This window comes from Sorangium sp. So ce726, assembly GCF_051521405.1.
Taxonomy (GTDB): domain Bacteria; phylum Myxococcota_A; class Polyangia; order Polyangiales; family Polyangiaceae; genus Sorangium.
The window spans coordinates 11269784-11294892 of record NZ_CP150349.1; the positions used below are offsets into that span (position 1 = coordinate 11269784).

Sequence of the window (25109 nt, forward strand, 5' to 3'; positions counted from 1 at the left end):
TCGCCGGGTGTGTTCCATGCCTCACCGGGCGGCCGCCGTTCCGCGCGTGTATCCTTGCGAGCGATGGCAGCACGCCCGCTTTACGTCGGCATCGACCTCGGCACCACGAACTCGACCGCGGCCGCCTTCGACGGCGAGAAGGTCACCCTCGTCAGGAACTCCCAGGGCGCGACGCTCACCCCGAGCGTGGTGCGGATCGACGCGCGTGGGACGATCACGGTCGGCGCGCGCGCGCGCCGGTTCCTCGAGAGCGATCCGCAGAACACCCGCGCGGAGTTCAAGCGGCTGATGGGGACGGCCCAGCCGATCGGGTTCGCGGCGGCGAAGGTCGCGAAGAAGCCCGAGGAGCTCGCCGCCGAGGTGCTGCGCTCCCTGCGCGCCGACGTCGCGGAGCACCTCGGGGTCCTGCCGGCCTCGGCGGTGATCTCCGTGCCCGCGCTCTTCGAGCTGCCCCAGAGCGCGGCGACGTCGGAGGCGGCGCGGCGCGCGGGGTTCGAGCGCGTCGAGCTGATCCAGGAGCCGGTGGCCTCGGCGCTGGCCGCCGGCTGGACGGTCGAGGAGTCGACGGGCAGCTGGCTCGTCTACGACCTCGGCGGCGGGACGTTCGACGTCTCCCTGCTCGAGACGCGCGACGGGCTGCTGCGCGTCGTCGGGCACGACGGCGACAACTTCCTCGGCGGGCGCGATTTCGACTGGGCGATCGTCGACTGGGCGCTCGCCGAGATCGGGCGCACCCAGGGCGTCACCGTGAGCCGCGCCGACCCGCGGCACGCCGCCGCGCTCCGCAAGCTCAAGCTCGCGGTCGAGGAGATCAAGATCGAGCTCACCCGCGCCGACGAAGCGGCGCTCGCGGTGCCCGCGGCGTTCGAGGTGGACGGCGCGCCCGTCGACGTCGACCTGGTCCTGAAGAGGTCCACGCTCGACGCGCTCTGCGCGCCGATCATCGACCGCTCGATCGAGGTCTGCCGGCGGCTGCTCGCGGCGCACGGGCACGACGCGTCGCAGCTCGCGCGCGTCGTGCTCGTGGGCGGGCCGACGGTGATGCCGGCGCTGCGCGAGCGCGTCCGGGACGCGCTCGGCGCGCCCTTCGGCGAGGGGCTCGACCCGATGACCCTCGTCGCGCAGGGGGCCGCGATCTACGCGGCGACGGCGGGGCTCGACGCGCGGGCTTCCTCCTCGGGCGCGCGGCCCAAGGAGGAAGGTCGCCGGCTCTGGCTCCAGTACCCGGCCATGTCGAGCGACCTCACGCCCCACGTGGTCGGCCGCGTCATGGAGGGGCCAGGGGCCGCGCCCGAGCGGATCCGGCTCGCGCGCGAGGGCGACGGGTGGACGAGCGCCGAGGCGCCGCTCGACGCCGAGGGGGCGTTCGTGGTGACCGTCGACCTGCTCCCGCGCCGGCCGAACGTGTTCAACATCGAGGCGAGCGCGGCCGGCGGCGCGAGGGTGCCGGTGCACCCGCAGACGATCACGATCGTCCAGGGGCTCACGATCGGCGATCCGCCGCTGTCGCGCACGATAGGGGTCGCGCTCGCGGACAACTCCGTGCGGGTTTACTTCGAGCGAGGCGCGCCGCTGCCGGCCCGGCGGACGTTCGTGCACCACAGCGTGGAGAGCGTCCCGAAGGGCTCCAGCGCGTGCGTGCTGAAGATCCCCGTCGTGCAGGGCGAGCTCGACGTCGCCCACCTCTGCCGCGTGGTCGGGACGCTCGAGATCGACGGGAGCGGGCTCACCGCGACCCTGCCCGCGGGCTCGGCGATCGAGCTGACGCTCGAGCTCGATCGGGGCGGGCACCTCTCGGCGCGCGCGCTGATCCCGTCGCAGGGGCTCGTGTTCGAGCGCGTCGCGCACCTCCTCGTCCCCGAGGCGGCGCCGGAGGTGCTCGACGCCTCGATCGCGGCCATGCGCGAGCGGCTCGCCACGGTGCGCGAGGCCGCCCTGCGCAGGGACGCGCCGCACGCGCTCGGCAAGGTCACCTACGTGGAGTGCGCGCTCGCCGAGGTGGAGCGCGACGCCGCCGCGGCGCGCGGCGGCGACGCCGACGCGGGGCAGAAGGCGCGGCGCGCGCTGCTCGAGCTCGACGTCCTGCTCGAGCAGGCCGAGGCCGACAAGCGCTGGCCGGAGCTCGAGGCCGAGGCCCAGGCCGCGGTCGCGAGCGCGTCGACGTGGATCTCCCAGCTCGGCTCGAGCACCGAGAAGGCGCTCCTCGAGGAGGCCGCGCAGGGCGTCGCGCGGGCGCGCGCCGAGAAGAACCAGATCGAGCTGCAGCGGCAGCTCCGGCTGGTCCGCAACCTGAGCAGCGCGGCGTTCCAGCGCCACCCGAAGGCGTGGGTGTGGATGTTCGAGGACGCCGCCTCCGAGGCGCACCAGGCCTCGGATCTGGTCCGCGCGCAGCGGCTCGTGCGCGACGGGCGCGGCGCGGCGGAGCGCGGCGACACGGCGGCGCTCAGGACGATCACCGAGGAGCTCTGGCGCCTCTTGCCGGTCGACGCGCAGAAGCGCAGGCTCGGCCACGAGTCAGGGGTGCGGTGATGGACGACGCGATCGGCCGCATCCGCGACAACCCGTTCTACGTGCTCGGACTGCGCCCGAGCGCGAGCCGCGCGGAGATCGAGCGCGAGGGGCAGAAGCTGCTCGGGATGCTCGAGCTGAAGCTCGCGAGCGCCGCGGCGTACCCGACGCCGGTCGGCCCCGGCGCGCGGACGGCCGACAAGGTGCGGCAGGCCATGGCGGCGCTGCGGGACCCGGAGCGCCGCCTGGCGCACGAGGTCTGGGCGCGGCTCGACCCGAGTCCCCCGCCGAAGGACGACCTCGACGACGACCTCGGCGAGCTGCCGCCGCCGGAGCCGCCGGGGGAGGATCCGCGCGCGCCGTGGCCCGAGGCGCTGTCCGCGCTCGGCTGGAGGGCGAGATGACCTGGGGCGTCCTCCTGGCCCTCGCCGTCGTCGTGCGGGTGATCAGCGAGGCGGCCGCGCGGAAGGCCTCGCCCGGGGCGGCGCCGCGCCCCGCGATGCTCGGCGTGGGCCTCTGGAACGTCGTCGTGCTGTTCGTCTTTGTGCCGATCGCGATCCTCCTCGCGCTCGCGCTCGCCGGGGGTCAGCTCTGGTGCGCGGTGCCGCTCGCGCCGCTCGCGCTGCTCATGGCCCCCTGGCCCTTCGTTCGCCACGTGATCATCCCGCTCGGGCTGCCGCGCGCCGCGTACTTCATCGCGTCGCTGTCGGACGGGACGTTTCGCGCCGACCGGCGCGGCGGCGCGGCGCTCGCGGCCGCGTGGGCGCTCTGCCGCGCGAGGAAGCCGGACGCCGCGGTGGGGGCCTGGGTCAGCGAGCGGATCGAGCGCGCCGGCGAGCGTACCGGCGCGGCGCCCGCGCCCTCCTCGGTGAGCGCGGATCCGCTCCGCGGCGCGGGGATCGCCGCCGGCGCGATGCTCGCGGCGCACCGCGGCGACGCGGAGGGCGCGCGGGCGCTCTTCGACAGCGTCGGCAGCCTGGACGAGCGCGCCTGCCCCAGCGAGGCTCGCCGCATCGCCGCGGGCTGGCTCGCCGCAGAAGCGGCGTCCCGCGGCGACTGGACGGCCGTGTCCGGATACGCGTGCGTGGGGGGCGGCCGGGCGATCTCGTTGCTCGGCGCCGTCGCCGCGCGGCTGCTCGGCGAAGAGCCCGCGCCGGGGGCGCTCGGGCTCTGGCTGCGCTGGCTCATCGCGCCCCATCGCCGCGCCACGCTCCCGCTCGTGCGTCGGGCCCTGGCCGCGGGCGCGGGCGCGCCGCGCCCGGAGCCGGAGGCGCCCGAGCCTTGCGCCGCGAAGGTCGCCGAGGGCGATCTGTGGAGCCGGGCGGTGCTGCTCCACGCCACGTTGCTGCTCCGGCCTCGGGACCAGGTCTCGGGCGACGACCTCAGGCGGCTCGGCGGCGCGTGGGACGCGGCGCTCGACGACGAGCGCGCGCAGGCCGAGCTCCGCGAGCGGGCGGCGTCGCTCGGCGCCTCGGGGGCGCAGGCGGCGCTCGGTCCGCTGGCGCGCGCGGTCGAGGAGGACCTCGCGGCGACGCTGCGCGCGGCGCGCGTGCCGCGCGCGGCGTGGGACGACCTCGGCGCGACCATCGGCCGCACGCGCCGGCGCCTCCGGGACGAGCTCCTGTCCGAGGTGGAGATCGCGTGCGACGCCCTGCGCCGCCGCGTCGACGAGCGGCGCGAGCTCCCGCCGCTCTCGGAGTGGCGCGAGTGGACGTCGCTGCGCGCGCAGTACGAGGCCGCGGCGGTGCTCGTCGGCGTGGAGTTCCGCCGCCTCGCGTTCCCCAAGCTGCACGCCGACGTGTGCCACGCGGCCGTCTGGCTGTTCAACACGCGCAAGGAGCGGGTGATCGCGAACGCGATGTTCCGGTGGCTCCTCGCCGAGGCCGAGGCGCTCGGCGACTCGCGCCTCGCGGGGCTCCAGCGCGGCAACGTCGAGTGCGGCGTGTGACGCGGGACGGAGAGCCCGATCTAGAGCCGCGCTCAGCCGCCCCCGCTACACGCGTCGCCGTCGCCGAGCGGCGGTCACCCGCACAGGAGACGGGCCCAGATCGGCGTTTTCGGCGCGGAAGCGCACTCCAGTGCGCTGAGCACCGAAAACGTCGAGATGGGCCCGTATCCGACGCCGGTGACCGCCGCTCTAAGCGGGCCCGTCCCCGCCCGGCGCCCCGGCGCCCGGGCGCCTGAGCGTCACCAGGAGCTCTTCCTGGAGCGGCTCCGGCTGGATCGTGCAGTGGGTGAGCGCGTGCTTCTCGCGCAGCCGCCGGGCCACCGCGGCGGCCACGTTCGTGCCGTGGTGCCCCTTGGCGAGGACCACGTGCACGGTGAGCACGTTGAAGCCGTCGGAGATCGACCAGACGTGCAGATCGTGGAAGTCGACGACGCCGGGCACGCTCCGGATGGTGTCCTCGACGTGGGCGAGATCGATCTCGATCGGGCTGCCCTCCATGAGCACGCGGGACGTGTCGCGCACGAGCCGCCAGCCGCCCCAGAGCACGAGGGCGCCGATGGCCGCGCTGATCACCGGATCGGCCCGAGTCCAGCCGAAGGAGAGGATGAGCACGCCCGCCGCGATGGCGCCTACCGAGCCGAGCGCGTCCGACAGCACGTGCGCCAGCGCGGCCCGCGTGTTGATGTTGTGCCCGTGCTCGCCGGTCGAGAGCAGCAGCGCCGCGACCACGTTCACGAGCAGCCCCAGCGCCGCGGTGATCGCCAGCGCCTCGGCGTGCACCGCCTGGGGCGCGCGCCAGCGGTGGGCCGCCTCGATGAAGATCCAGATCGCCGTCAGCGCCAGCGCGATGCCGTTGGCGAAGGCCGCGAGCACCTCCGCGCGCCGAAAGCCGTACGTCCGCTCGCGCGTCCGCGCCTGCGCCGCGATGCGCTGAGCGATGATGGCGATGCCGAGCGCCGCGGCGTCCGCGAGCATGTGGCCCGCGTCGGCCAGCAGGGCGAGGCTCTTCGACCACCACCCGATCGCCGCCTCGACGACCAGAAACGACGTCGTGAGCGCGAACGCCGCGATCAGCCGGCGGAGCGGCGCATGCCGGAGATCGTGGCTGTGGTCGTGGTGCTGCGGGTCGCCGTGGTCGTGGTCGTGGTCGTGACCTGGGGCATGGTGATGCCCGTGATCGTGCGCCTCGCCGCGCCGAGCGCCGCGCCCGTGCTGGTGCTCGTCCGAGGCGCCCCCGTGCTCATCGCGCACCCCCATCGCCGCGCCGGAGCGGCTCACACCCGCTCGAGGATGGTCGCCACGCCCATCCCTCCGCCGATGCACAGCGTGATCAGCGCGGTCGCCTTGCCGGCGCGCTCGAGCTCGTCGAGCGCCGTCCCGATCAGGCAGGCCCCGGTCGCGCCAAGCGGGTGCCCGAGCGCGATCGCGCCGCCGTTCACGTTGACGCGGTCGAGGTCGATGTCGAGCTTGCGCGCCGTCTGCAGCGGCACCGCCGCGAACGCCTCGTTGATCTCCCAGAGATCGACGTCGCGCGCCTGCATGCCCGCCTTCTTGAGGGCGCGCTCCGACGCGGGCGCAGGGGCCGTCAGCATGATCACCGGCTCGGCGCCGGCCGTCGCCGTGGCGCGGATCCTCGCCCGCGGGTTGAGCCCGTGCGCCTTCACGTAGTCGCCGGACGCAAGCAGCACGACCGCCGCCCCGTCCACGATGCCGCTCGAGTTGCCCGCCGTGTGGACGTGCTGGATCGACGCCACCTGCGGATAGCGCGCCAGCGCCAGCGCATCCACGGTCTCGCCGGCGGGGCCCATCGGCGTCGACCCGAGGCTGGCGAACGCCGGCTCGAGCTTCGCGAGGGCCTCCATCGTCGCCCCGGCCCGCGGGTGCTCGTCCCTGTCGAGCAGCGGCTTGCCGTCGAGATCGACGACCGTGAAGAGGCTCTTCGCGAAGCGCCCCTCGCCCGCCGCCCGCTCGGCCTTGCGCTGGCTCTCCAGCGCGAAGCGGTCGACGTCCTCGCGCGAGAAGCCCTCGATCGTGGCGATGAGGTCCGCCGAGATGCCCTGCGGGACCATCGCGAGCTTCTTGCGGAGGGCGAGGTTGTTCCCGTCGAGGGGCGCGCCGTCCGAGCCCATCGGCACGCGCGACATGCTCTCGACGCCGCCGCCGACGGCGACCTCCTGCTGGCCGGACATGACCCCCATCGCCGCGAAGTTCACCGCCTGCGCGCCCGAGCCGCAGAAGCGGTTGACGGTCACGCCGGTCACGGCGTCCGGCCAGCCGGCCGCGAGGATGGCGGTGCGCGCGATGCACGCGCCCTGCTCGCCCGCCTGGGTCACGCACCCGACGACCACATCCTCGACGTCCTGCTTGCGGATCCCGGTCTTCTCGGCGAGGCGATTGAGCGTTTGCGCGAGGAGCTCTTGAGGGTGCACGCCCGAGAGCGCTCCCTTGCCCGCCTTGCCGCGCCCGCGCGGCGTGCGAACGGCATCCACGATGAAGACGTCTCGCATGACAGGCCTCCGAGCCCGATGTCCGGCCCGTGCTTAGCACACCGCCCGTTCCCGGGGCAGCCTGGTCGCGCCGGGTCTCGGTGGACCTGAGCCGGCGGGGATCGGCTATGCTCGCCGCCGATGACGGACCGGTCGCAGCGCATGGTGTGGGTCGATCTCGAGATGACCGGGCTCGACGAGAGCTCGTGCGCGATCGTGGAAATCGCGACCATCGTCACGGAGCCCGACCTGACCGTGGTCGCCGAGGGGCCGTGCCTCGTCATCCACCAGCCGGAGAGCGTCCTCGCGGGAATGAGCGACTTCGTCCGCGATCTCCACGAGCGCTCGGGGCTCCTCGAGCGCATCCGCGCGTCCACGCTCTCGGTCGGCGACGCGGAGTCCGAGACGCGGGCGTTCCTCGAGGCGCACTGCGACAAGGGAACGGCCGTGCTGTGCGGCAACTCCGTGTGGAAGGACCGCGCCTTCCTGCAGCGCTACATGCCGGAGCTCCTCTCCTTCCTGCACTACCGCATCGTGGATGTCTCGACGCTCAAGGAGCTCGTGCGCCGCTGGTATCCGCTGCGCGCGGCGCCCAAGAAGCGCGAGATCCACCGTGCGCTCGACGACATCCGCGAGTCGATCGAGGAGCTCAGGTGGTACCGGGCCAACGTGTTCCAGCCGCTCCCGGGGACCGAGCTCCGCTGAGCGATCGCGGTGAGCCGAGGGGAGCCTGAGGCCGACCGCGTCCTCGGGCTTGCGGTTGAGCATCCCGGTCCGCCGGCATCCCAACCTCGGTCCGCCGGCATCCTCAACCTCGGTCGGCGCCCCGCCCTCAACCTCGGTCGGTTCACCCCGCGCCCCGGCCCTCAACCTCGGTCGGCGCCCCGGCCCTCAACCTCGGTCGGTTCACCCCGCGCCCCGGCCCTCAACCTCGGTCGGCGCCCCGGCCCTCAACCTCGGTCGGCGTCCCGGCCCTCAACCTCGGTCGGTTCACCCCAACCTCGGTCGGCGTCCCGGCCTCAACCTCGGTCGGTTCGCCCCCCGCTCAGCCTCTCGCCAGCCCGCCGTCCGCCCCCCAAATCTAGCCGAAAAACCGGCTCTTCTGGCAATCGAACAAAATTTGTCTGCGACGTGAGAAAATTCGATCGATCGAGGCAATGCATTTAGTAGGGTAGCCATGCGTCCAGGCCTCCGGCACGAGGTCTGCGGCGTAGACACCCCGGCGGCCCCAATCCGCCGGGGTGTCGTTTGCTACCGGACTTGCGGGATTGCCTTAGAAAAGCTGGTCGCCGTACCACGGTTGCCCGGGGCTACCCTTGGCTTCCACGGCGGGAGTCGCGACCAGCGGGGCGGGCTCAGCACGGCGCGTCGCCCCGGCCTTCGTCGCCGGCGCCTCGACGGCAGGACCCACCGCCTCGGAGGCGCCGGGGTCGCACTGCACCGGTGAGGCCGTTGATTCATTGTGATGTGAATCACTTGCGTGCGCCGGCGGCTCGGCTGGTGGGGGCGGTATCCCACGTTGGGCGATGTACGAGCTCAACGGCACAGCGACGGCGGCGCTCGTCAGCGCGACGAGCAGCAGCGCTCCGCCGGCCAACAGGACGTTGCTGCGCGAGCGCGGTGCGGCGATCTCGACGACGGGGTGCCGCATGGCCTCCGGAGGGAGTGTCCCGGTGGGCAGCGTGTTGCGGGACGCCGGAGCGGGCACGCTCCGCTCCGTATCCGGCGCCGACTCCTGCAGCGACGGGGCGGCCGCTGCTTGCGGGCGCGGCCCCCTCGGCGGCGGAGCTCCCCCCGCGAGCGGCGCCGCGCCCACAAGCAGCGGCCGCACGGCGGCCATGAGCTCGTGAACAGTCTGGAATCGCGCGTCAGGGTCCTTCGAGAGCGCCCGGGTCAACGCCTCGTTCACCTGGGCCGACACCCCCTCGAGGGGCGGCGGCACCTCGTCGAGCGCGCACACATCCAGATCGTCGCGGCCGTCGAACGGGCGCTCACCCCCGAGGAGGCAATACAGCAGCATCCCGAGCCCGTAGACGTCGGTTCGTTGATCGATCGCGCGCGCATGCGGGTCGTGCGCGTCGTTGAAGAGCTCCGGCGCCCGGTACCGCGCCGCATCCGCCATGGCGTCCTCGGGCGCCCCGAACAGCAGGTGCAGCCCGAACGCCCTCAGGACAGCGGCGCCTTGACCGGTGATCACCACCGTGTGCGGGCCGAGATCCCCGTGCGAGAGCCCCAGCGCGTGCGCCGCGCCGAGCGTCCGCGCGACGTCGACGACGAGCTCGTACGCGACGGAGCGAAGCCGGGGCAGCAGATCTTCCACCGAGGGATCGTCGCTCTGCCGGGCAGCGATCCACCCCGCATCTCCCTCCATACCGCCCGCGATCACAGGCACGATGCCGTGCACCCGCGCAGACAGCGAGAGGAGCCTCTCCAGCGCGCCGCGGAACGCATCGGCGTCGATGCCCATGCCCTCCTGGACATAGAGCGTCACCTCGCGGCCGTCCGCGTCGAGCGCGCGATACGCCTCCGCCGGAGCGGGAGAGTCGAGGCTCGCGACGATGGTGTACCCCGCGAGCTCCTGCCCCAGGATCACCATGGCCCCTCCGCCTCGATCCGCGCGGCGGGCACGGAGGATTCAGGCCTCCCGCGCGGGAAGGAGGGGACAGCGCGGCGCGCGTTCTTCAATGCTGGCTGCGGTGTTGGATCAGCCCAAAAGATTCTGCTCACTGCGTCGGACCTCCGGCACGAGGTTCGAGTTGATGACACCCCCGGACACGGCGCGGGGAACATCCGTTGGCGGAGACAGTAACAGAGGTCTCAGGCGCGCGGAAGCCGTCGCCAGCGCGAACCGGCGCCACGGAGCGCGCGAGGCGGGTCTATCACTTTCCGGAACGACGGCTCGAAGGCGGAGTAATACGCCCTGAAAAAGCGCGCTCCGGCCGGGGCGACTTGGGCGGAGCTGCCGGGCGTGCGCGCTCCGGATCTTCGCTGGCGAGGGCGAGCATTGCTTGCTTTCTCGGTGAATCGTCAGGCTCCATGAGCAGAAAGAGGATCGCGCTCTGGAGCGTCTCCTCGGCCTGGTCAAAGCGCTCTCCCACGATGGATGCAACGGGGCTGCGCCCGTCGCCGGGGAGCAGGAGGCGCGGCTCGCACTGGAGCCCCTGCGCGATCAGGCCGAGCGCGCCGAGCCCGAGATCCCGCTCGCCGCGCTCGACCTGCCGCAGGTACGTGGCCGAGAGCTGCGCCCGCTCCGCGAACTCCTGCATGCTGAGCCCACGGAGCAACCGGAGGATGTGGACCGCCTGGCCGACCTCCTTGGGGAGCGTGTCGCGCATGAGCGCGAGCCTAGCAGGCAGAGCTCGCCTGAGCCTCCGAGAAGGCAGGCCGCCTCGCGTGAGGAGCGCGGCCGCTCGCCGGCGCACCGAACGCGCCGCGCCGGCGGCGCTACAGGTACCCTTCGGCCTGCAGCGCGAACATGCGGGCATAGCGCTGGCCACGGGCGACGAGCTCGTCGTGGGTGCCTTCCTCGACGATGCGCCCGCCGTCGAGCACGACGATGCGGTCGGCCATGCGCACGGTCGGGAAGCGGTGAGAGATGACGATGGTCGTCCGCCCCTTGGACAGCGACCGGAACCGCTGGAAGACCGCGTGCTCCGCCTCGGCGTCGAGCGCCGCGGTCGGCTCGTCGAGCACGAGGATGTCGGCCTGTTCGCGCATGAAGGCGCGCGCGAGCGCCACCTTCTGCCACTGCCCGCCGCTCAGCTCGACGCCGCCCTTGAACCAGCGCCCGAGCTGCGCGTCGAGGCCCCCAGGCACGACCGTCACGACCTCGTCGGCGCCGCCCTCGGCGACCGCGCGCGCGACGCGCGGCTCGTCCGCGAGGTGCTCGACGCTGCCCACCCCGACGTTCTCGCGCAGCGTGAGCTGGTATTGGTTGAAGTCCTGAAAGACGACACCGATCCTCCGGCGGAGCGCGTCGGGCTCCCAGGCGCGGAGATCCTTGCCGTCGAGCAGGATTCGCCCCTCGGTGGGCTCGTACAGCCGCGCGAGCAGCTTGATGAACGTGGTCTTTCCGGCGCCGTTGTGCCCGACGAGCGCCAGGCTCTGGCCGCTCGGGATGTGGAGATCGATCCCCCGGAGCGCCCAGCGCGACTGGCCAGGATACCGGTAGCCGACGCCCTCGAACCGCACGCCCCGGTCGTGCGCGCCCTCGGCCGACAGGGGCACAAGCGCGCCTCCGCTGCCGGCCGGCGGCGCGGTCGGCTCGCCGGTCGGGATGGCCAAATACTGAAAGAGATTCGACATGTAGAGGTTGTGCTCGTACATGCCGCCGACGCCTGCGAGGACGGCCTGGAACGCCTGCTGGCCTTGCCGGAAGGCGGCGACGTAAAGGACCATCTCGCCGAGCGAGAGGCGCCCCGCCGCGGCGCCGGCCGCCATGGCGCCATAGCAGCCGTAGAACGCGGCGGTGCCGAGGAGCGACAGGCCATAGGACCACCCGGCGCGGCGGACCGCGAGGGCGCTGTCCTCCCGGTAGAACGACGCCGCGAGCGCCTTGTACCGCTCGAGGAACGTCGGCCCGAGCCCGAAGAGCTTCACCTCCTTGGCGTGGCCGTCGTTGGCGAGCACGTACTCCAGATAATTGAGCCGGCGGGCCTCGGGAGAGCGCCAGTTCCGGAGGCGAAACGCCGCGCCTGAGAAGCGCGCCTCGGCGACCGTGGCGGGGACGGCCGCGAGCACGAGCGCGAGCACCGCGAGGGCGCTGAACCCGACGAGCAGCGCGGCGTACCCCGCGAGCGTGATCAGGTTCTGCACGAGGGAGAAGCTCTCGGTCACGACGGAGGCGGGGCGAGACGACGCCTCGCGGCGCGCGCGGGTGAGCTGGTCGTAGAACTCGGGGTCTTCGAAATGGACCAGCGAGAGCGAGAGCGCCTTCTCGAGGATCATCCCGTGGATGTCGATCGAGAGCTGCGCGCCGAGCAGCTGCCGCGTCAGCGAGAGCCCGCGCTGCACGAGCGCCAGCGCGGCCACGAGGCCGAGCTCGACCGAGACCCACACGAGCGCCGCGCGCTCGTCGCGGGCGACCACCGCGTCCGTGATCGCCTTTCCCACGTAGGCCACCCCGAGCGGCAGCGCCGCCGCGGCGAGCGTGAGCGCGCCAAGGGCGACGCTCGCCGCCTTCGACGAGCGCCAGACGAGCTGGAGCGTCCGTGGGGTGTAGGCAAAGCTGTCCCGCAGGCGGGAGAGGCCGAGCATCGACGGCGGATTCTAACCACGCCGCGGCGCCCCGCCCGCGAAGACCCGCGACGGCGCGAGGGCTGAGGGACGCGAGCGCGACGACCTCGGGCGGCCGCGGTCGCGGGCGGGCGGGCGGATGCGGTGGCGGACGCGCGCCCGGCGCGGTATCCCGGGCCTCCGAAACAAAAGGAGGCTCTTCATGTCGAGCATGTCCACGTTGACCATGGGCTACGGAGCGCTGCTCACAGCGCTCGGCGTCGGCGGATTCGCGGCGACGAGCGCGCCGACGGCGCTCATTCCGGCCGGCTTCGGGGTCGTCGCGATCGGGCTCGGCCTGCTCGCGCGACAGGAGAGGTACCGCATGCACGCCATGCACGCGTCGGCCATGGTCGGCGTCCTCGGCTTCCTCGGCTCCGCACGCGGCCTGGCCCAGCTGCCGACGCTGCTCTCCGGCGGCGACGTGGCGCGCCCGCCGGCCGTCATCGCCCAGTCCGTGATGGCCGTCCTCTCGGCGGGCTACGTCGCCCTCTGCGTGCGATCCTTCATCACGGCGCGACGCGCCGCCGCCCGCACCTGAGCGCGGCGCGCACCGCCTCGCGTGAGGAGCGCGCCGCCCCGCCCGGGAGCCCTCACAGCCCCCTCTTCCCATCGCCGTCCAGCTGGCGCGCTCGGTGCGGTCCTGTCGGGCGCGAGAGCCATCGAACGGCGCGCTCCTGCCGATCCGTAGAGAACGGCCGCTGTGGCCGCTCTCGCGTGGCGCGTGGTGGATGAGCCCCCTCCCCTCTCCTCACCCGCCTTACTCTGCACGTCCCATCTCTGCGTGTCCGATCTCCGCGCGTTGGATCCGGGCGCCCGAACACCGAGGACCTTTTCATGTCGATTATTTGACAATCCGGGGAGGCAGTCCGGAATGCTATAAATCCGCGCGCAAAAAGCCAGATCGGTGCCCTCGATGCCCGTGCATGATGTACTGTCATCGTCACCAGACCATCAACTACGAGAAGAGCGAGCACCATGCTTCGACGCGTCATTGCATTGGGGCTGACGGCGCCTTTTTTCCTTTCCTGCGAGGGGAGTGGTGGTGTCATCCAGATCTGGAATTGCGAGGAGTGCCTCAAGGGCTGGACCTGCACGGCGGACGCCTGCATCCCCCCGCACTGCAGCAATGACGTCACGGATGAGGACGAAGGAGAGACCGACCGCGACTGCGGCGGCTCGTGCAAGCCTTGCGGCTTCGGCGCCTCCTGCGAGACGGGCATCGACTGCAAGGAGGGCGTGTGTCGCCAGGGGGTTTGCCAGGCTCCGACCTGCGTCGACGGCGTGGCGAACGGCTTCGAGACCGGCATCGACTGCGGCACGCGCTCGTGCCCGCTCTGCCCCGCGGGCGAGGCGTGCCTCACCGGCGAGAACTGCGGGTCCGGCGTGTGCAGGGAGCGTGTCTGCCAGGCGCCCTCGTGCGACGACGGGGTCCTGAATGGAAGCGAGCTCGCCGTGGATTGCGGCGGGGACTGCCGCACGTGCCGGTAGCCCGAAGCGCCCAGCGAGGCGACCAGGCCTCGCGACCCCACCCCGACGAGGCGCCGGCGCGGGGGAGGAGCGCCCCTCGCCTCAGAGGAATTGGACCGCGGGCACCGTCTCCAGGCTGACCGTGCCGCCGGTCGCGATCCAGCGGAAGCCATCGATGAGCGCGGTCGAGTCGAAGCGATCGTCGCCGGTGTCGAACAGGATGAACCGGAGCGAGATCTCCTCGCCGCCACGCACCGGCGCGCGGGTCTTGAGCCACCGGGTGCCGCCGTCGTGGCGCGGGCTGAACCCCGTCCCCACGAGCTCGTCTGAGCCGAGCGGACATCCGTCGCAGACATCGAAGAACGCGATATTGACGCTGACCGGCCTTCCCTCCCCGTCAAAGGAGAGATTGCCGTTGTACGACCCGGAAGGCGCGGGCGTCGCCAGCGCGACGAATTGATCGTTGAAGTCCTCGCAGACCCACTCGGGATATTCGAACGTATAGAACTTGAAGAGGAACTCGTAGCCGGTCGCGTTCGTCGGCGCGCGGAGGACGACCTCCAGGCCGATGTCATCGTTGATGAAGCTGGACGGAGGACAGGAAGGGTTGTCCTGAGGGAACCCGGGCGGCGCGGAGCCGGGACCGTAGCTCGCGCAGCTCCCGGACCAGCAGGCGTCGGGGTGGCCAGGCAGGCGTGCGCTCCCCGTCGAGAGCGCGAGCAGGCGCGCGCCGCCCTGCACGTGCACGTTGGGGCCGAACCCCTCGAAGAGGCCAACCGCGGGCGACCGCTCTGCAGGCGAGCCGTCCCCGCGGACATACCTCGCGGAGAGCACGCCCCACCGCCTGTCCTCGCGGGACGCCACAGCGCAAAGGTCGATCGCCTTGGCCCCGCTCACCGGGTCGAAATCCTCCAGCGAGAGGCCCTCGTCACACGGCGGCGGCACATTGTCGATCACACCGTCGCAATCCTCGTCCGCCGGCGCGGGGATCTGGCCGCTCGCGTCAGGCACGGTGACCTCAACCTCGATCGCGCCTGGATTCACATTTCCATCAACATCGTTGCAATCGCCCTCCGCGGGCGTGAACCCATCCCCGTCGCCGTCCACGTTGGGATCGGTGACGGGGATTGCGCCACCGGAGCCGAGCCCTGGCTCGCCCGGCTCATCGAGCCCGTCGGGGCCGTCCTTGCCGATGGTCCCCGAGGGCTCCTCGCGCCCGTCTTCCCCGCCCCCCTGCGCGGATGCGCCGCCCACCGCGGAGCACCCGAATGCGACGGCGAGCACCGCTATCACGGCCATGCCGACGCAGGGGAGAGCCAACCGTTGTTCGATCATGCTGCACTTTGCCAGAGGGAACGGACCGACGTCGCGCGCAACCTCGAGCAGGCGAGCGCAACCTCGGTCCGAATGCGCGCAGCTCAGGCAGACACGCGCAGCTCAGGCAGACACGCGCAGCTCAGGCAGACACGCGCAGCTCAGGCAGACACGCGCAGCTCAGGCAGACACGCGCAGCTCAGGCAGACACGCGCAGCTCAGGCAGACACGCGCAGCTCAGGCAGACACGCGCATCCTCCGACGGATGCGCGCCCGCCGAACGCAGGCAGGCCGGGCGCCGCTGCCGGACGCGCTACATCCGCTCCGGCGCCTCGATCCCGAGCAGGCCGAGGCCCTTCGCCAGCACCTCCGCCGTCAGGTCGCACAGCGCGAGGCGCGAGCGGCGCACCTCGTCGCTCTCGGCCCGGAGCACCGGGCAGCGCTCGTAGAAGGTCGTGAACGTCCCGGCGAGCTCGAACAGGTAACCGCACAGGCGGTGCGGCTCGAGCGTGGCGGCCACGTCCTCCAGCACGGCGCCGAACCGGAGCAGCTCCAGCACGAGCGCCCGCTCGGCCGGCTCGCTCAGCACGATCCCCGCCTCGCGCGGCGACTCCACGCCGGCCTTCCGGAAGATCGAGCGGATGCGGGCGTGCGCGTACATCAGGTAGGGCGCCGTGTTCCCCTCGAACGCCAGCATGCGATCCCAGTCGAACACGTAGTCCTTGATCCGGTCGCTCGAGAGATCGGCGTACTTCACCGCGCCCACGCCGACCGCCCGCGCCACGGCGTCGGCGACATCGGCGTCGAGCTCCGGGTTCTTCTCCCGCACCACCTTCGACGCGCGCTCCGTGGCCTCGTCGAGCAGGTCCGAGAGCTTCACGGTGTCGCCGCTCCTCGTCTTGAACATCTTCTTGTCGGCCCCGAGCACCGAGCCGAACGCCACGTGCTCGGCCCGGGCCGGCGGCGCGAGCCAGCCCGCCTCGCGCGCGGTCGCGAAGACCATCGCGAAGTGCTGGCTCTGCGGCGTGCCGACGACATAGATGAGCCGGCGCGCGCCGACCGTCGTGAGGCGGTGGCGGATCGCCGCGAGATCCGTCGTGGCGTAGCCGTAGCCGCCGTCCTGCTTGCGCACGATGAGCGGCAGCGGCTCGCCGCCCTTGCCCGTGAAGCCGGCCGGGAAGACGCAGAGGGCCCCCTCGCTCTCGCGCGCCAGCCCCTTCCGGCCGAGCTCCTCGATGACGTCGGTCAGCATCGGGTTGTAGAAGCTCTCGCCCGCGAAATCCGCGTCGGTCAAGGTCACGCCGAGGCGGCGGTAGACCGACTCGAAGTAGCGCGTCGACTCGCGCACGAGCTGCCGCCAGAGCGCGAGGGTCTGCTCGTCGCCGCCCTGGAGCCGCACGACCCGACGGCGCGAGCGCTCGGCGAACGCCGGGTCGCCGTCGAACTTCGCGCGCGCCTGCCGGTAGAACGCGTCGAGATCGCCGACCGAGAGCTCCTGCGAGGCCGCGGCCTCGCCGAGATCGAGCATGTGCTCGATCAGCATGCCGAACGGCGTGCCCCAGTCGCCGAGGTGGTTCTGGCGGATCACGCGGTGGCCGAGCGCCTCGAGCACGCGCGCGAGGGCGTCGCCGATGATCGTGCTGCGGAGGTGGCCGACGTGCATCTCCTTCGCGGCGTTGGGGCCCGAGTAGTCGACGATCACCGTCTCGGGCTGCGCCGCGGGCGCGATCCCGAGCCGCCCGCCGCCCGCCGTCTCGGCGAGCTCGCGCGTGAGGTACGCGTCCTCGAGCGTCAGGTTCACGAACCCGGGGCCCGCGATCTCGACCTTCCGGCAGATCCCGTCGAGCTCTAGCGCCGCCACGATCGCCGCCGCGACCTCGCGCGGCGGCCTGCCGAGGCGCTTGCCGAGCGCCATGGCGGCGTTCGCCTGGTAGTCTGCGTGGGTGGAGCGGCGCAGGGAAGGATCAACCGCGGCGTGGTCGGCGCCGAACGCGGCGGTGATCGCCGCCTGGAGTGCGCGGGCGAGGGCGTGGACGGGATCGGCCATGGCGCATCCTTTGGCCCGGGCGCCCGGCCAATTCAATAGGCAAGCCGGAGCGGCCCCGCCACATCAGCGCACCTTTGACAAAAATCGGGGTAGGCCGGACAGTTCACGCCTCACGTGAGCGCTTCCCCGCCCCCTGCCCCCGGCGATCCGCCGCCCGCCGCGAGCAACGCGCTCGCGGAGAGCGCGGCGGCCCAGCTGGTCGGGACGGTCCTCTCGGATCGGTACCGGATCGTGGAGCTCGTCGCGACGGGCGGGATGGGCGCGGTCTACAAGGCCGAGCACCTGCTCCTGCGCAAGTGGCTGGCCGTGAAGCTCCTCCTGCCCTCGGCGAAGGGCTCCCCGGAGCTCACGGCGCGCTTCGAGCGCGAGGCGATCGCGGGCGCGCACATCCAGCACCCGAACATCGCCTCGGCGACCGACTTCGGCACCCTCCCCGACGGCTCCCGCTTCCTCGTGCTGGAGCACGTCCGCGGGACGACGCTCGATCGCATCATCAAGAAGGGCCCCTTGCCCGCCTCGCGCGCCGCGGAGATCGCGCGGCAGATCGCGGCGGCGCTCGCCGCGGCCCACGAGCGCGGCGTGATCCACCGCGATCTGAAGCCGCGCAACGTCATGGTCGAGGACGGCACCGACGCCGTGAAGCTCATCGATTTCGGCCTGGCGAAGGTGCCGATCGAGCGCCTCTCCACGACGGACGCGCACAGCAGCGAGGCGCGGCCCGACGGCGGCCGGATCACGCTGAGCGGCATGGTCTTCGGCACGCTCGCGTACATGGCGCCCGAGGCGGCGCAGGGCATGGATTACGTCGACGAGCGCTCCGATCTCTACGCGCTCGGGCTCATCCTCTACGAGATGCTCGCGGGAAAGCACCCGTTCGACGCGATCCTGCCCGTCGAGATCTTCCGCGAGCAGCTCCACACGGCGCCGCCGCCGCTCCGGCTGCGCGCTCCGGGCACGGCGGCGCCGCGCGAGCTCGAGGCGCTCGTGATGCGCATCCTGCGCAAGGACCCGGCGGAGCGCCCCGCGAACGCCCGCGCGCTGCTCGCGGCGCTCGACGCGGCCGTGCCGAGGTCCGAGGCGCTCGGCCTCCTCCCCTGGAAGGAGCCGCTCTCGAGCGGGGCGTGGCGGCTCAGCGACCCGCTGCGCGCGATCCCGCACGCCATGCCGCCCGAGCTGCCGGCAGGGCAAGACCGCGCGGGCGCGGCCGGCGGCGCTGCGGCCAGGGGAGCCACGGCTGGCGGCGCGGCGACCGGAAGCGCCGAGGCCGATGGGTTCGACCTGCAGCTCGGGGCCACCGGAGCTGACGCCGGGGCGCCAGGGAAGGCAGCGCGCGGGGCACCTGGAGGCCGGCCACGGGCGCGAAGGCGCGCGTGGGGCTGGCTCCTCGGGGTGGCCGCCGTGGCCGCGATGGGCGCGGCGGGCGCGCTGCTCGTCGGCCGGCTGCCCGCGGGCGCAAGCTGGCTGCGCGCGGGCGCCCCGGCGGCCGCCGGCCCGGAGCTCCAGGCGGCGCCCGCAGCGGCGCAGACGGCCCCCACCGGGGCGCCGGCCGCCCAGGCGCAGGATGCCCTCGGCCCCCCTCCGCAGGCCCCCTCCGAGGCGCCCGTCGCGAGCGCCTCGGCCCCCGGGTCGGCCGACGTCGCGGCGGCGCCGGACGCGGGCGCGGCGGCGCCAGACGCGGCAGGCGCGGGCGCGGCAGACGCGGGCGCGGCGCTCGCTGGCCCGGAGCCGCTCGAGGGCGCGGGCCTCCCGGCCGAGCGCGAGCGCCTCGTGGCGGCGGTCCGGGCGAAGCGGTGGGGCGACGCGGAGAGCGCGCTGCTCACGCTGCTCGAGAAGGATCGCGCCGCCTTCGAGCAACGCGACGTGATGACGGCCGCTGCCGCCGTCGCCGTGAAGAGCTCGTACCGGACCGACGGCCGCGCGGACGTGATCTTCGACGCGCTGGAGAGCCGCCTGGGCCCGGAGGGCCTCGACATCGCCTACGAGATCGCGAGCGGCTACGGGGGCACGCAGGGCGGAAAGCGCGCGGCGGCGCTGCTCCGCCGCCCCGAGGTGCTGAAGCGCGCGAGCGTCCCGCTGCGCATCGCCGTGGCGCTGCGCGAGGCCCCCTGCAAGCGCAAGGAGACGCTCTTCGAGCGCGCGGCGCTCGAGGGGGACGCGCGCGCGCTGGTGTTCCTGGAGATGCTCCGCTCGTCGCAGTGCCAGCCGCGCATCGGGCAGTGCTGCTTCCACCACCATGAGGGGCTCGAGCGCGCGGTGCGCGCCCTGCGGGACCGGCTGCGCTACTGAGCCGACCGCGCCCGCGTGGCGCGGGCTTCCGGCGCGACGCGGCCCCGAGGGCCGCCGAGATGGGCTAGGCTCGCGCCCCCGGGTTCCACGGCGCCCAGAAGGCCAGAGCACGGCGACGGGGCGGCGGGCGACGCGCGGACGACAAGAACGAAGGAACAGGAATGAGCGACAAGACGAATGAGGAGATCTACAGGGCGTATCTGCTGGCTTACGCGTGCAGCGGCGACGCCTCGAAGGTCGCTGTGCTCCAGGACGCGCGCCCGCTGACGGCGGTGGTCGCCGCCGCGCTCGCCCTCGCTGAGCGCGACCGCCAGGCGAACGAGCCGCCGGACACGTGGGATTCGCTGAGCGAGCGCCTGCAGGCCATGTTCGATGAGTTCGATCCGCACGGGTACGACCTGGCGGGCGGAGGCGACGAGTCGCTCGAAGACGACGACGAAGACGACGAGGACGAAGACGGCGAAGAGCCGATCGCCTCCTGAGCCGCCCGAGGCGCTTTATCGAGGAGCGGGCTGGCGACACGGCCACTCGCCCGGTGATCCGGGGCGAGTGGCCGTTCCTCACACTGCCTTCACGCTGCCGTCGGCGGCGCTCACGCCCATCCCCTCGGCCCTAACCAAGCTTCGCGCCGCGTTCTCCTATATCCGAACGTGGACGTGGACGTTTACGTGAACGTGGACGTGGACGTGAACGTGAACGTGGACGTGGACGTGAACGTGAACGTGGACGTGGACGTGAACGTTTACGTAAACGTGGTCGTGGTCGTGGTCGTCAACGATAGGCCGTGAACGACCACGACCACGTCCACGTCCACGTCCACGTCCACGTTGGTGACCGGTGGTGGGGAGCGGGCTTCGTGCCCCGAGCGTGACCGAACGAGCCTGGTGAACGCCGCAGCCCATCGAGGCGCGACGCGGCCCCGATCACCCTCCGAGGGTCGCGCCGTTCGAGGCGATGACCTCACGATACCAGTGCGCCGAGTCCTTGAGGACTCGCCTGCCCGTCGGGTAGTCGACGAAGACGAGGCCGAAGCGGTGTTTGTAGCCGTGGGCCCACTCGAAGTTGTCCATGATCGACCAGTGGAAATAGCCGTTCACGACCGCGCCCTCGGCGGTCGCCCGGCGGAGCTCGATCAGGTGGCGCGCGATGAAATCGATGCGCTGGGGGTCGTGCACCTTCCCGTCGAGCGAGATCCAGTCCCGGGTGGACAGGCCGTTCTCTGTGATCACGATGGGCCGCTTGTACCGCTCGTAGAAGAACCTGGGCCCCCAGTAGAGGCACTCGGGGGTGACCGGCCACTCGAACGCGGTGATCGGGTGCCCCACCGGGTGGGGCACCACCTCGGCTGCGCCGTTCGCCCCGGCGCGCACCGGGACTCCCCAGTAGACGTTCACGCCGCAGAAATCGACCGGCTGCGCGATGATCTCCATGTCGCCGTTCCGGACCTCAGGCAGCTCCTTCGCGAACAGCCGGAGCCCGTCCTCGGGGTACCTGCCGAAGAACACGGGATCCATCCACCACGTGTTGGTCCACGTGGTCCGGGCGTTCACCGACCACGTGGCCGCGCGCGCCGCCTCCAGATCCTCCGGTGACGAGGTCGCGGGGTATTTGACCTGCGCGACGGGCGCATAATAGACGTTGCACCTCCCGGGGCTCGACGCGCGGATGGCCTGCACCGACTTGCCGTGCGCGAGCAAGACGTGGTGGCAGAGCCGGAGCACCTCGGCGAAGCGCAGCCGGTCGCCGGGCGCGTGGCGACCTTCGTAGTGGCCGGCGCCGGCGAACACCTGCGGTTCGTTGAGCGTCATCCAGTCCTTCACCCGATCGCCGAGCTTCCTGACCACGACGCTCGTGTACTCGGCGAACCAGTCGGCGCTGTCGCGGTTCAACCACCCGCCCTTGTGGTAGAGCGCGAGAGGAAAGTCCCAGTGAAACAGCGTGGCGTGGGGCTCGACGCCCGCCTCGAGCAGCGCGTCCACGAGGCGATCGTAAAACGCGAGCCCGCGCTCGTTGACGGCGCCCGTGCCCTCCGGGAGGACGCGCGGCCACGAGATGCTGAGTCGGTAGGCGCGGAGGCCGATGTCGCGCATGAGGGCGACGTCCTCCGGGTACCGGTGGTAGTGGTCGCACGCGACGTCGCCCGTCTGACCGTTCCACACAGCGTCCGGCTTCTTGCAGAACATGTCCCACACGGACGACCCCTTGCCGTCCTCGTGCGCGGCGCCCTCGATCTGGTACGACGCCGCGGCGGCGCCCCACAGGAACCCTTCCGGAAAGCCCTTTTCGCTCTGCTGTCGCGTCATGGTGGCCGCCACCATACCAAAGGCGGCCGCGTTTCGGCGCTGCGGCGCACCGCGGCGTCAACCAGCGTCGCGCGCCTCGTAGCCGGCCTCGCGCACGGCCGCGAGGAGGGCCTCCGCCGTCGCGCTCCCCTCGACGACCGCCTCTCCGCGCTCGAGGCTCACCTCGCTCACCCGCGTCACGCCAGCGACCTTCGTGAGCGCCTTCGAGACCGCCTGGACGCAGTGGCCGCAGGTCATCCCTTCGATAGCGATTCTGCGCATCTCCCTCCTATGCCCGCTCGAGGTAGCAGCGTCAACGAGGGCACGCCGGGCGCGCCTGCGCAGAACGCCGTCGCGCCGTCGCTTCGTCAACGCAGGCGTCCTCCGGAACCGCCCAGGAAATGGCCTCTCCGGCGCGCTCCGCTGCCGCGCGTTTGCCGGTTGCGCCACCCGCGCCCGGGTGATGTGCTCTCGAGCGTGACGGCTCTCGAGCACACGGCGCTTGTCGGCCACGGCGGCGTGCACATCATCGAGAGCGCCGGGGGGACGCGCCGCCATGCGCTCCACCTGGTCAAGCTGGTGGTGCCGGTCGAGGGTCCTCTCGAGATCGAGGTCGAGGTCGGGCGGCCGTTCGAGGTGCGCGCGCCCGTGCTCACCGGCGCCGGCGTCGCGCATTCCATTGGCTCGCCCGGCGCGACGGTAACGGTCTTCCTGACGCCCGACGGGCTCGGCGCCGGCGCCCAGGCGGCCGCCCGCGGGCGGGTGCTCGTCCTCGAAGGTGCGCAGGCCGAGCGGGCGCGCGCGGCGGCGCGCGACGTGCTCCGTGGCCGGCTCGATCTCGCGGCGACGCACGAGGTCATGAGGGCGTGCGCCGGCGCCTTCTCGCCGGGCGGCCCGCCGGTCGATCGCCGCGTGCTCCGCGCCATGCGCCGCCTGGCGGAGCAGGCGCCGGGCCGCCCGGCGCTGGGCCCGCTGGCCGCCGCGGAGGGCCTCTCTCGCTCGCGGCTCTCCCACCTGTTTCACGGCGCCTTCGGCCACCCGCTGCGCGACTACGTGACCTTCCTGCGCGTGCGGACGGCCATCCAGGCGCTCATGGACGGCACCCCGCTGGCGCAAGCGGCGCTCGCCGGCGGCTTCCACGACCAGGCCCACCTGGCGCGCGCGATCGTCGCCACGCTGGGCCGCACGCCGGGCTCGGTCGCTCGCAGCCACTTCGTACAAGCCGAGGCCACGGCCGGGGCCATGGTGATCCCCTGAACCCAAGGAGGATCCATGCCCCCCCGCGCTGTCGGCGCAGCCCGCGTCGCCCTCGGCCTCATCGTCTTGCTCGGCGGCATCAACGGATTCGTGCGCATCGTGCCGGTCCCCGAGCCGCTCCACCCGTTCGTCCAGCTTCTGGTCGACAGCGGCTACATCTATGCGGTCAAGGTCGTCGAGATCGCCGCCGCGATCCTGCTCCTCCTCGACCGCCGCCGCCCCCTCGCGCTCGCGCTGTTATGGCCGGTCGTTGTGAACATCGCCCTGTTCCACCTGCTCCTCGACCCCCGCGCCGCCATCAACGCCGTCGTCCTGCTCGGCCTGCTCGGCGCCCTCACCTGGCATGATCGCCACGCGTTCGCGCCGCTCCTCGCCGAGGGGCGCTCCGGGTCATCCGCCCCGATGGGCGGCGCGGCGCGCGGAGAGCGCGCCTCGCCCGCCTAAAACCCGTTCCAATTAGAATTTCGAGGAAATCAACGGAAGAAAAGAAAACCGCAAGGGCGCGAGGACGCAAGGGGAAGACAGGAAACTATCTCATCTCTCCTCTGTTGCGCCCCTTGCGTCCTTGCGGTTTTTCTCTTTTCCGCATTCCCGTGCCCCGGGAGGTACGAAGGAGCGCGCCGGAAGAGAACGATGCTGTCTCTCCTTCTCTTTTCCTCTGCTTGCCCCTGGCCCAGGCTTCGAAAAATCTCTTGACGAAGCCGCTGGCGGGCCCGCGCGGCGGCGCCGGTGCGCTACGGCGCGCTGTCCTGGAGAACGCCGTCGGGCACGAGGCGGAGCGAGCGAACCGCACCCTCGCGCGCGAGCAGGAGGGCGCCGAGCACCCCCGCCTCGCCGCCCAGCGGAGAGGCAACGACCGGCACGTCCGCGCCGCGGACGGCGTGGCGCGGCAGCTCCTCGCGTACGCCGGCAAGGAGGATGTCGGGCGCGGCCAGCAGCTCGCCGCCCAGCACGATGAGCTGGGGGTTGAGCAGGTTCAGCAGGACCGCGATGCCGCGCGCGAGCTGCGTGCCCGCCTCGTGGAAGATCGCGCGGGCGCTCTCGTCGCCGGCGAGCGCCGCGCTCGCGACGGCGCTGACGGCGTGCGGGCGAGCGAGCGCGGCGAGCTGGGGTGAGCGCGCCGAGGCCGCCTCGGCGGCGCGCCGGAGCGCCATGACCGAGGCGAACGTCTCCAGACATCCGCGGCGCCCGCAGCCGCAAGGCGGGCCGTCGTCCGCAACGCGGCAGTGGCCAATCTCACCGCTGTACCCCTGCATCCCGAAGAACAGGCGTCCATCGGCGACGAGGCCCGCGCCGACGCCGAGCCCGACGTAAATCCACACATACGACGCGTGCCCCCGCGCCGCGCCGAGCTCCCCTTCCGCCACCGCGGCTGCCTGAGGCAGGTTGTACACAGGAACCTGCATGCGGAGCGCGCGGCTGAGCTCCGCGCGCACAGGGAACCGCTCCCAGCCCAGGTTGGGCGCAAGCACGCAGACGCCGCTCGGCCGCTCGATGAGCCCAGGCAAGACCGCGCAGGCGCCGCGCAGCCGCTTCCGCGGCACCCCACTCAGCTGCAGCACCTTTGGCAAGAGCTCGACCACATCGCGGACCGTCCGGTGCGGATCGCGCAGGACGGTGGGCTGCTCCAGGCGCGCCCGCAGCCGCCCGCGGGCGTCGGCCACGGCCACGGCCGTCTGCTCGACACCGATCTCGATGCCGAGGAAGGCCGCGCTGTCGTCGTTGAACTCGAGGAGCCGCGCTGGGCGTCCGCCGCGCGATTCGGTCCCGACATCGCGGACGCTGCCGCTGTCGAGGAGCTCCTCGATGATGGCCGAGACCGTCGGCTTGGTCAGCCCGCTTAACCGCGCGAGGTTCGTGCGGGAAATCGGGCCGTGCTCTTGCACGAGGTCAAGGACGAGGGAGCGGTTGAGCTCCCGAGGGGTGCGGTTGTTCGCAGTCTTGTCGCTGGCACGGACCATTCGAGCAAAACCAGACTTAGCCGTCCTCGCGCAGCAAAAGCAAGGGGCGTCGCAACCGAGCTGTCACGAAAGCGCGCGGCGAGCGCTCGTGGTCTCCCGCGCTCCCCCGCTCCTCACCCGCGCTTCCCCGCGTTCCCCGCGTTCCCCGCGTTCCCCGCCTCTCCCCGCACGTCTTCCCGCTTCCTCTCGCTCACCGCGCGCATCGCTGCCTCGACGCCCCCTCCACCCCGCGGCGCGTCAGAGCGGCTTATGTCAGCATCACAATCGTCGCTGCCC

General features: G+C 72.5%; 21 protein-coding genes. 11 read left to right on the top strand and 10 right to left on the bottom strand.

Going from position 1 to position 25109, the window contains the following annotated elements; all coding sequences use genetic code 11:
• Positions 1-63 precede the first annotated feature (63 nt).
• The 3 genes from WME79_RS42030 to WME79_RS42040 are packed head-to-tail and all read left to right on the top strand — an operon-like array spanning position 64 to position 4456.
• Positions 64-2529, top strand: a complete 2466-nt coding sequence (locus tag WME79_RS42030; RefSeq protein WP_437526887.1) for an Hsp70 family protein — start codon at positions 64-66, stop codon at positions 2527-2529.
• Complete coding sequence (locus WME79_RS42035) at positions 2529-2912, top strand: hypothetical protein (protein ID WP_437526890.1); 384 nt, start codon at positions 2529-2531, stop codon at positions 2910-2912. The genes WME79_RS42030 and WME79_RS42035 overlap by 1 nt, the downstream gene beginning before the upstream one ends.
• Positions 2870-4456 carry a hypothetical protein gene (locus WME79_RS42040; RefSeq protein ID WP_437526893.1) on the top strand — a complete coding sequence of 529 codons (1587 nt, stop codon included), beginning with the start codon at positions 2870-2872 and terminating at the stop codon, positions 4454-4456. The genes WME79_RS42035 and WME79_RS42040 overlap by 43 nt, the downstream gene beginning before the upstream one ends.
• A gap of 189 nt (positions 4457-4645) precedes the next feature.
• Here WME79_RS42040 and WME79_RS42045 read toward each other — a convergent pair whose 3' ends face one another.
• Entirely contained in the window at positions 4646-5734 is a 1089-nt protein-coding gene (locus tag WME79_RS42045) for a cation diffusion facilitator family transporter (RefSeq protein WP_437526896.1), read from the bottom strand.
• Positions 5731-6963 carry an acetyl-CoA C-acetyltransferase gene (locus tag WME79_RS42050; RefSeq protein ID WP_437526899.1) on the bottom strand — a complete coding sequence of 411 codons (1233 nt, stop codon included), beginning with the start codon at positions 6961-6963 and terminating at the stop codon, positions 5731-5733. The genes WME79_RS42045 and WME79_RS42050 overlap by 4 nt, the downstream gene beginning before the upstream one ends.
• Positions 6964-7083: 120 nt before the next feature.
• Here WME79_RS42050 and orn point away from each other — a divergent pair, with 120 nt between their 5' ends.
• Positions 7084-7647: an oligoribonuclease gene (orn, locus tag WME79_RS42055; protein WP_437526901.1), complete on the top strand. Its 564-nt coding sequence runs from the start codon at positions 7084-7086 to the stop codon at positions 7645-7647.
• A gap of 568 nt (positions 7648-8215) precedes the next feature.
• Here orn and WME79_RS42060 read toward each other — a convergent pair.
• The 3 genes from WME79_RS42060 to WME79_RS42070 form a co-directional block, all read right to left on the bottom strand.
• Positions 8216-9538, bottom strand: coding sequence for a serine/threonine protein kinase (locus WME79_RS42060; RefSeq protein ID WP_437526904.1), 1323 nt, complete (start codon positions 9536-9538; stop codon positions 8216-8218).
• A 283-nt stretch (positions 9539-9821) separates the two neighbouring features.
• Positions 9822-10277: a helix-turn-helix domain-containing protein gene (locus WME79_RS42065; protein ID WP_437526907.1), complete on the bottom strand. Its 456-nt coding sequence runs from the start codon at positions 10275-10277 to the stop codon at positions 9822-9824.
• A gap of 109 nt (positions 10278-10386) precedes the next feature.
• On the bottom strand, positions 10387-12198 hold the full coding sequence (locus WME79_RS42070; protein WP_437526910.1) for an ABC transporter ATP-binding protein: 1812 nt from the start codon (positions 12196-12198) through the stop codon (positions 10387-10389).
• Between the two features lie 181 nt (positions 12199-12379).
• Here WME79_RS42070 and WME79_RS42075 point away from each other — a divergent pair, with 181 nt between their 5' ends.
• Both WME79_RS42075 and WME79_RS42080 read left to right on the top strand, forming a co-directional pair.
• Complete coding sequence (locus WME79_RS42075) at positions 12380-12757, top strand: hypothetical protein (protein WP_437526913.1); 378 nt, start codon at positions 12380-12382, stop codon at positions 12755-12757.
• Between the two features lie 437 nt (positions 12758-13194).
• On the top strand, positions 13195-13707 hold the full coding sequence (locus tag WME79_RS42080; protein WP_437526916.1) for a hypothetical protein: 513 nt from the start codon (positions 13195-13197) through the stop codon (positions 13705-13707).
• An 81-nt stretch (positions 13708-13788) separates the two neighbouring features.
• Here WME79_RS42080 and WME79_RS42085 read toward each other — a convergent pair whose 3' ends face one another.
• Together WME79_RS42085 and argS are read right to left on the bottom strand one after the other, a co-directional pair.
• On the bottom strand, positions 13789-15006 hold the full coding sequence (locus tag WME79_RS42085) for a choice-of-anchor L domain-containing protein (RefSeq protein ID WP_437526918.1): 1218 nt from the start codon (positions 15004-15006) through the stop codon (positions 13789-13791).
• Positions 15007-15313: 307 nt separating this feature from the next.
• A complete protein-coding gene (argS, locus tag WME79_RS42090; RefSeq protein ID WP_437526921.1) occupies positions 15314-17047 on the bottom strand; it encodes an arginine--tRNA ligase in 1734 nt (577 codons plus the stop codon).
• A 114-nt stretch (positions 17048-17161) separates the two neighbouring features.
• On the opposite strand from argS, the gene WME79_RS42095 reads away from it, so the two are divergent.
• From WME79_RS42095 to WME79_RS42105, 3 genes are all read left to right on the top strand, one after another.
• Entirely contained in the window at positions 17162-19333 is a 2172-nt protein-coding gene (locus WME79_RS42095) for a protein kinase domain-containing protein (protein ID WP_437526924.1), read from the top strand.
• A gap of 161 nt (positions 19334-19494) precedes the next feature.
• The gene (locus WME79_RS42100) at positions 19495-19815 is read left to right on the top strand and encodes a hypothetical protein (RefSeq protein ID WP_437526926.1); all 321 of its coding nucleotides are present in this window, start codon (positions 19495-19497) and stop codon (positions 19813-19815) included.
• A gap of 168 nt (positions 19816-19983) precedes the next feature.
• Positions 19984-20121 (top strand): hypothetical protein, encoded by a 138-nt coding sequence (locus WME79_RS42105; protein ID WP_437526929.1) that lies wholly within the window; start codon positions 19984-19986, stop codon positions 20119-20121.
• A 135-nt stretch (positions 20122-20256) separates the two neighbouring features.
• Here the strand turns inward: WME79_RS42105 and WME79_RS42110 are convergent, their stop codons facing one another.
• Together WME79_RS42110 and WME79_RS42115 are read right to left on the bottom strand one after the other, a co-directional pair.
• A complete protein-coding gene (locus WME79_RS42110) occupies positions 20257-21636 on the bottom strand; it encodes a GH1 family beta-glucosidase (RefSeq protein WP_437526932.1) in 1380 nt (459 codons plus the stop codon).
• 57 nt (positions 21637-21693) lie between these two features.
• On the bottom strand, positions 21694-21897 hold the full coding sequence (locus WME79_RS42115) for a CopZ family metallochaperone (RefSeq protein WP_437526935.1): 204 nt from the start codon (positions 21895-21897) through the stop codon (positions 21694-21696).
• Between the two features lie 195 nt (positions 21898-22092).
• Here WME79_RS42115 and WME79_RS42120 point away from each other — a divergent pair, with 195 nt between their 5' ends.
• Together WME79_RS42120 and WME79_RS42125 are read left to right on the top strand one after the other, a co-directional pair.
• A complete protein-coding gene (locus tag WME79_RS42120) occupies positions 22093-22872 on the top strand; it encodes a helix-turn-helix domain-containing protein (RefSeq protein WP_437526938.1) in 780 nt (259 codons plus the stop codon).
• Positions 22873-22887: 15 nt separating this feature from the next.
• On the top strand, positions 22888-23316 hold the full coding sequence (locus tag WME79_RS42125) for a membrane spanning transport protein (protein WP_437526941.1): 429 nt from the start codon (positions 22888-22890) through the stop codon (positions 23314-23316).
• 290 nt (positions 23317-23606) lie between these two features.
• Here the strand turns inward: WME79_RS42125 and WME79_RS42130 are convergent, their stop codons facing one another.
• The gene (locus tag WME79_RS42130; RefSeq protein ID WP_437526944.1) at positions 23607-24833 is read right to left on the bottom strand and encodes an ROK family protein; all 1227 of its coding nucleotides are present in this window, start codon (positions 24831-24833) and stop codon (positions 23607-23609) included.
• Positions 24834-25109 lie beyond the last annotated feature (276 nt).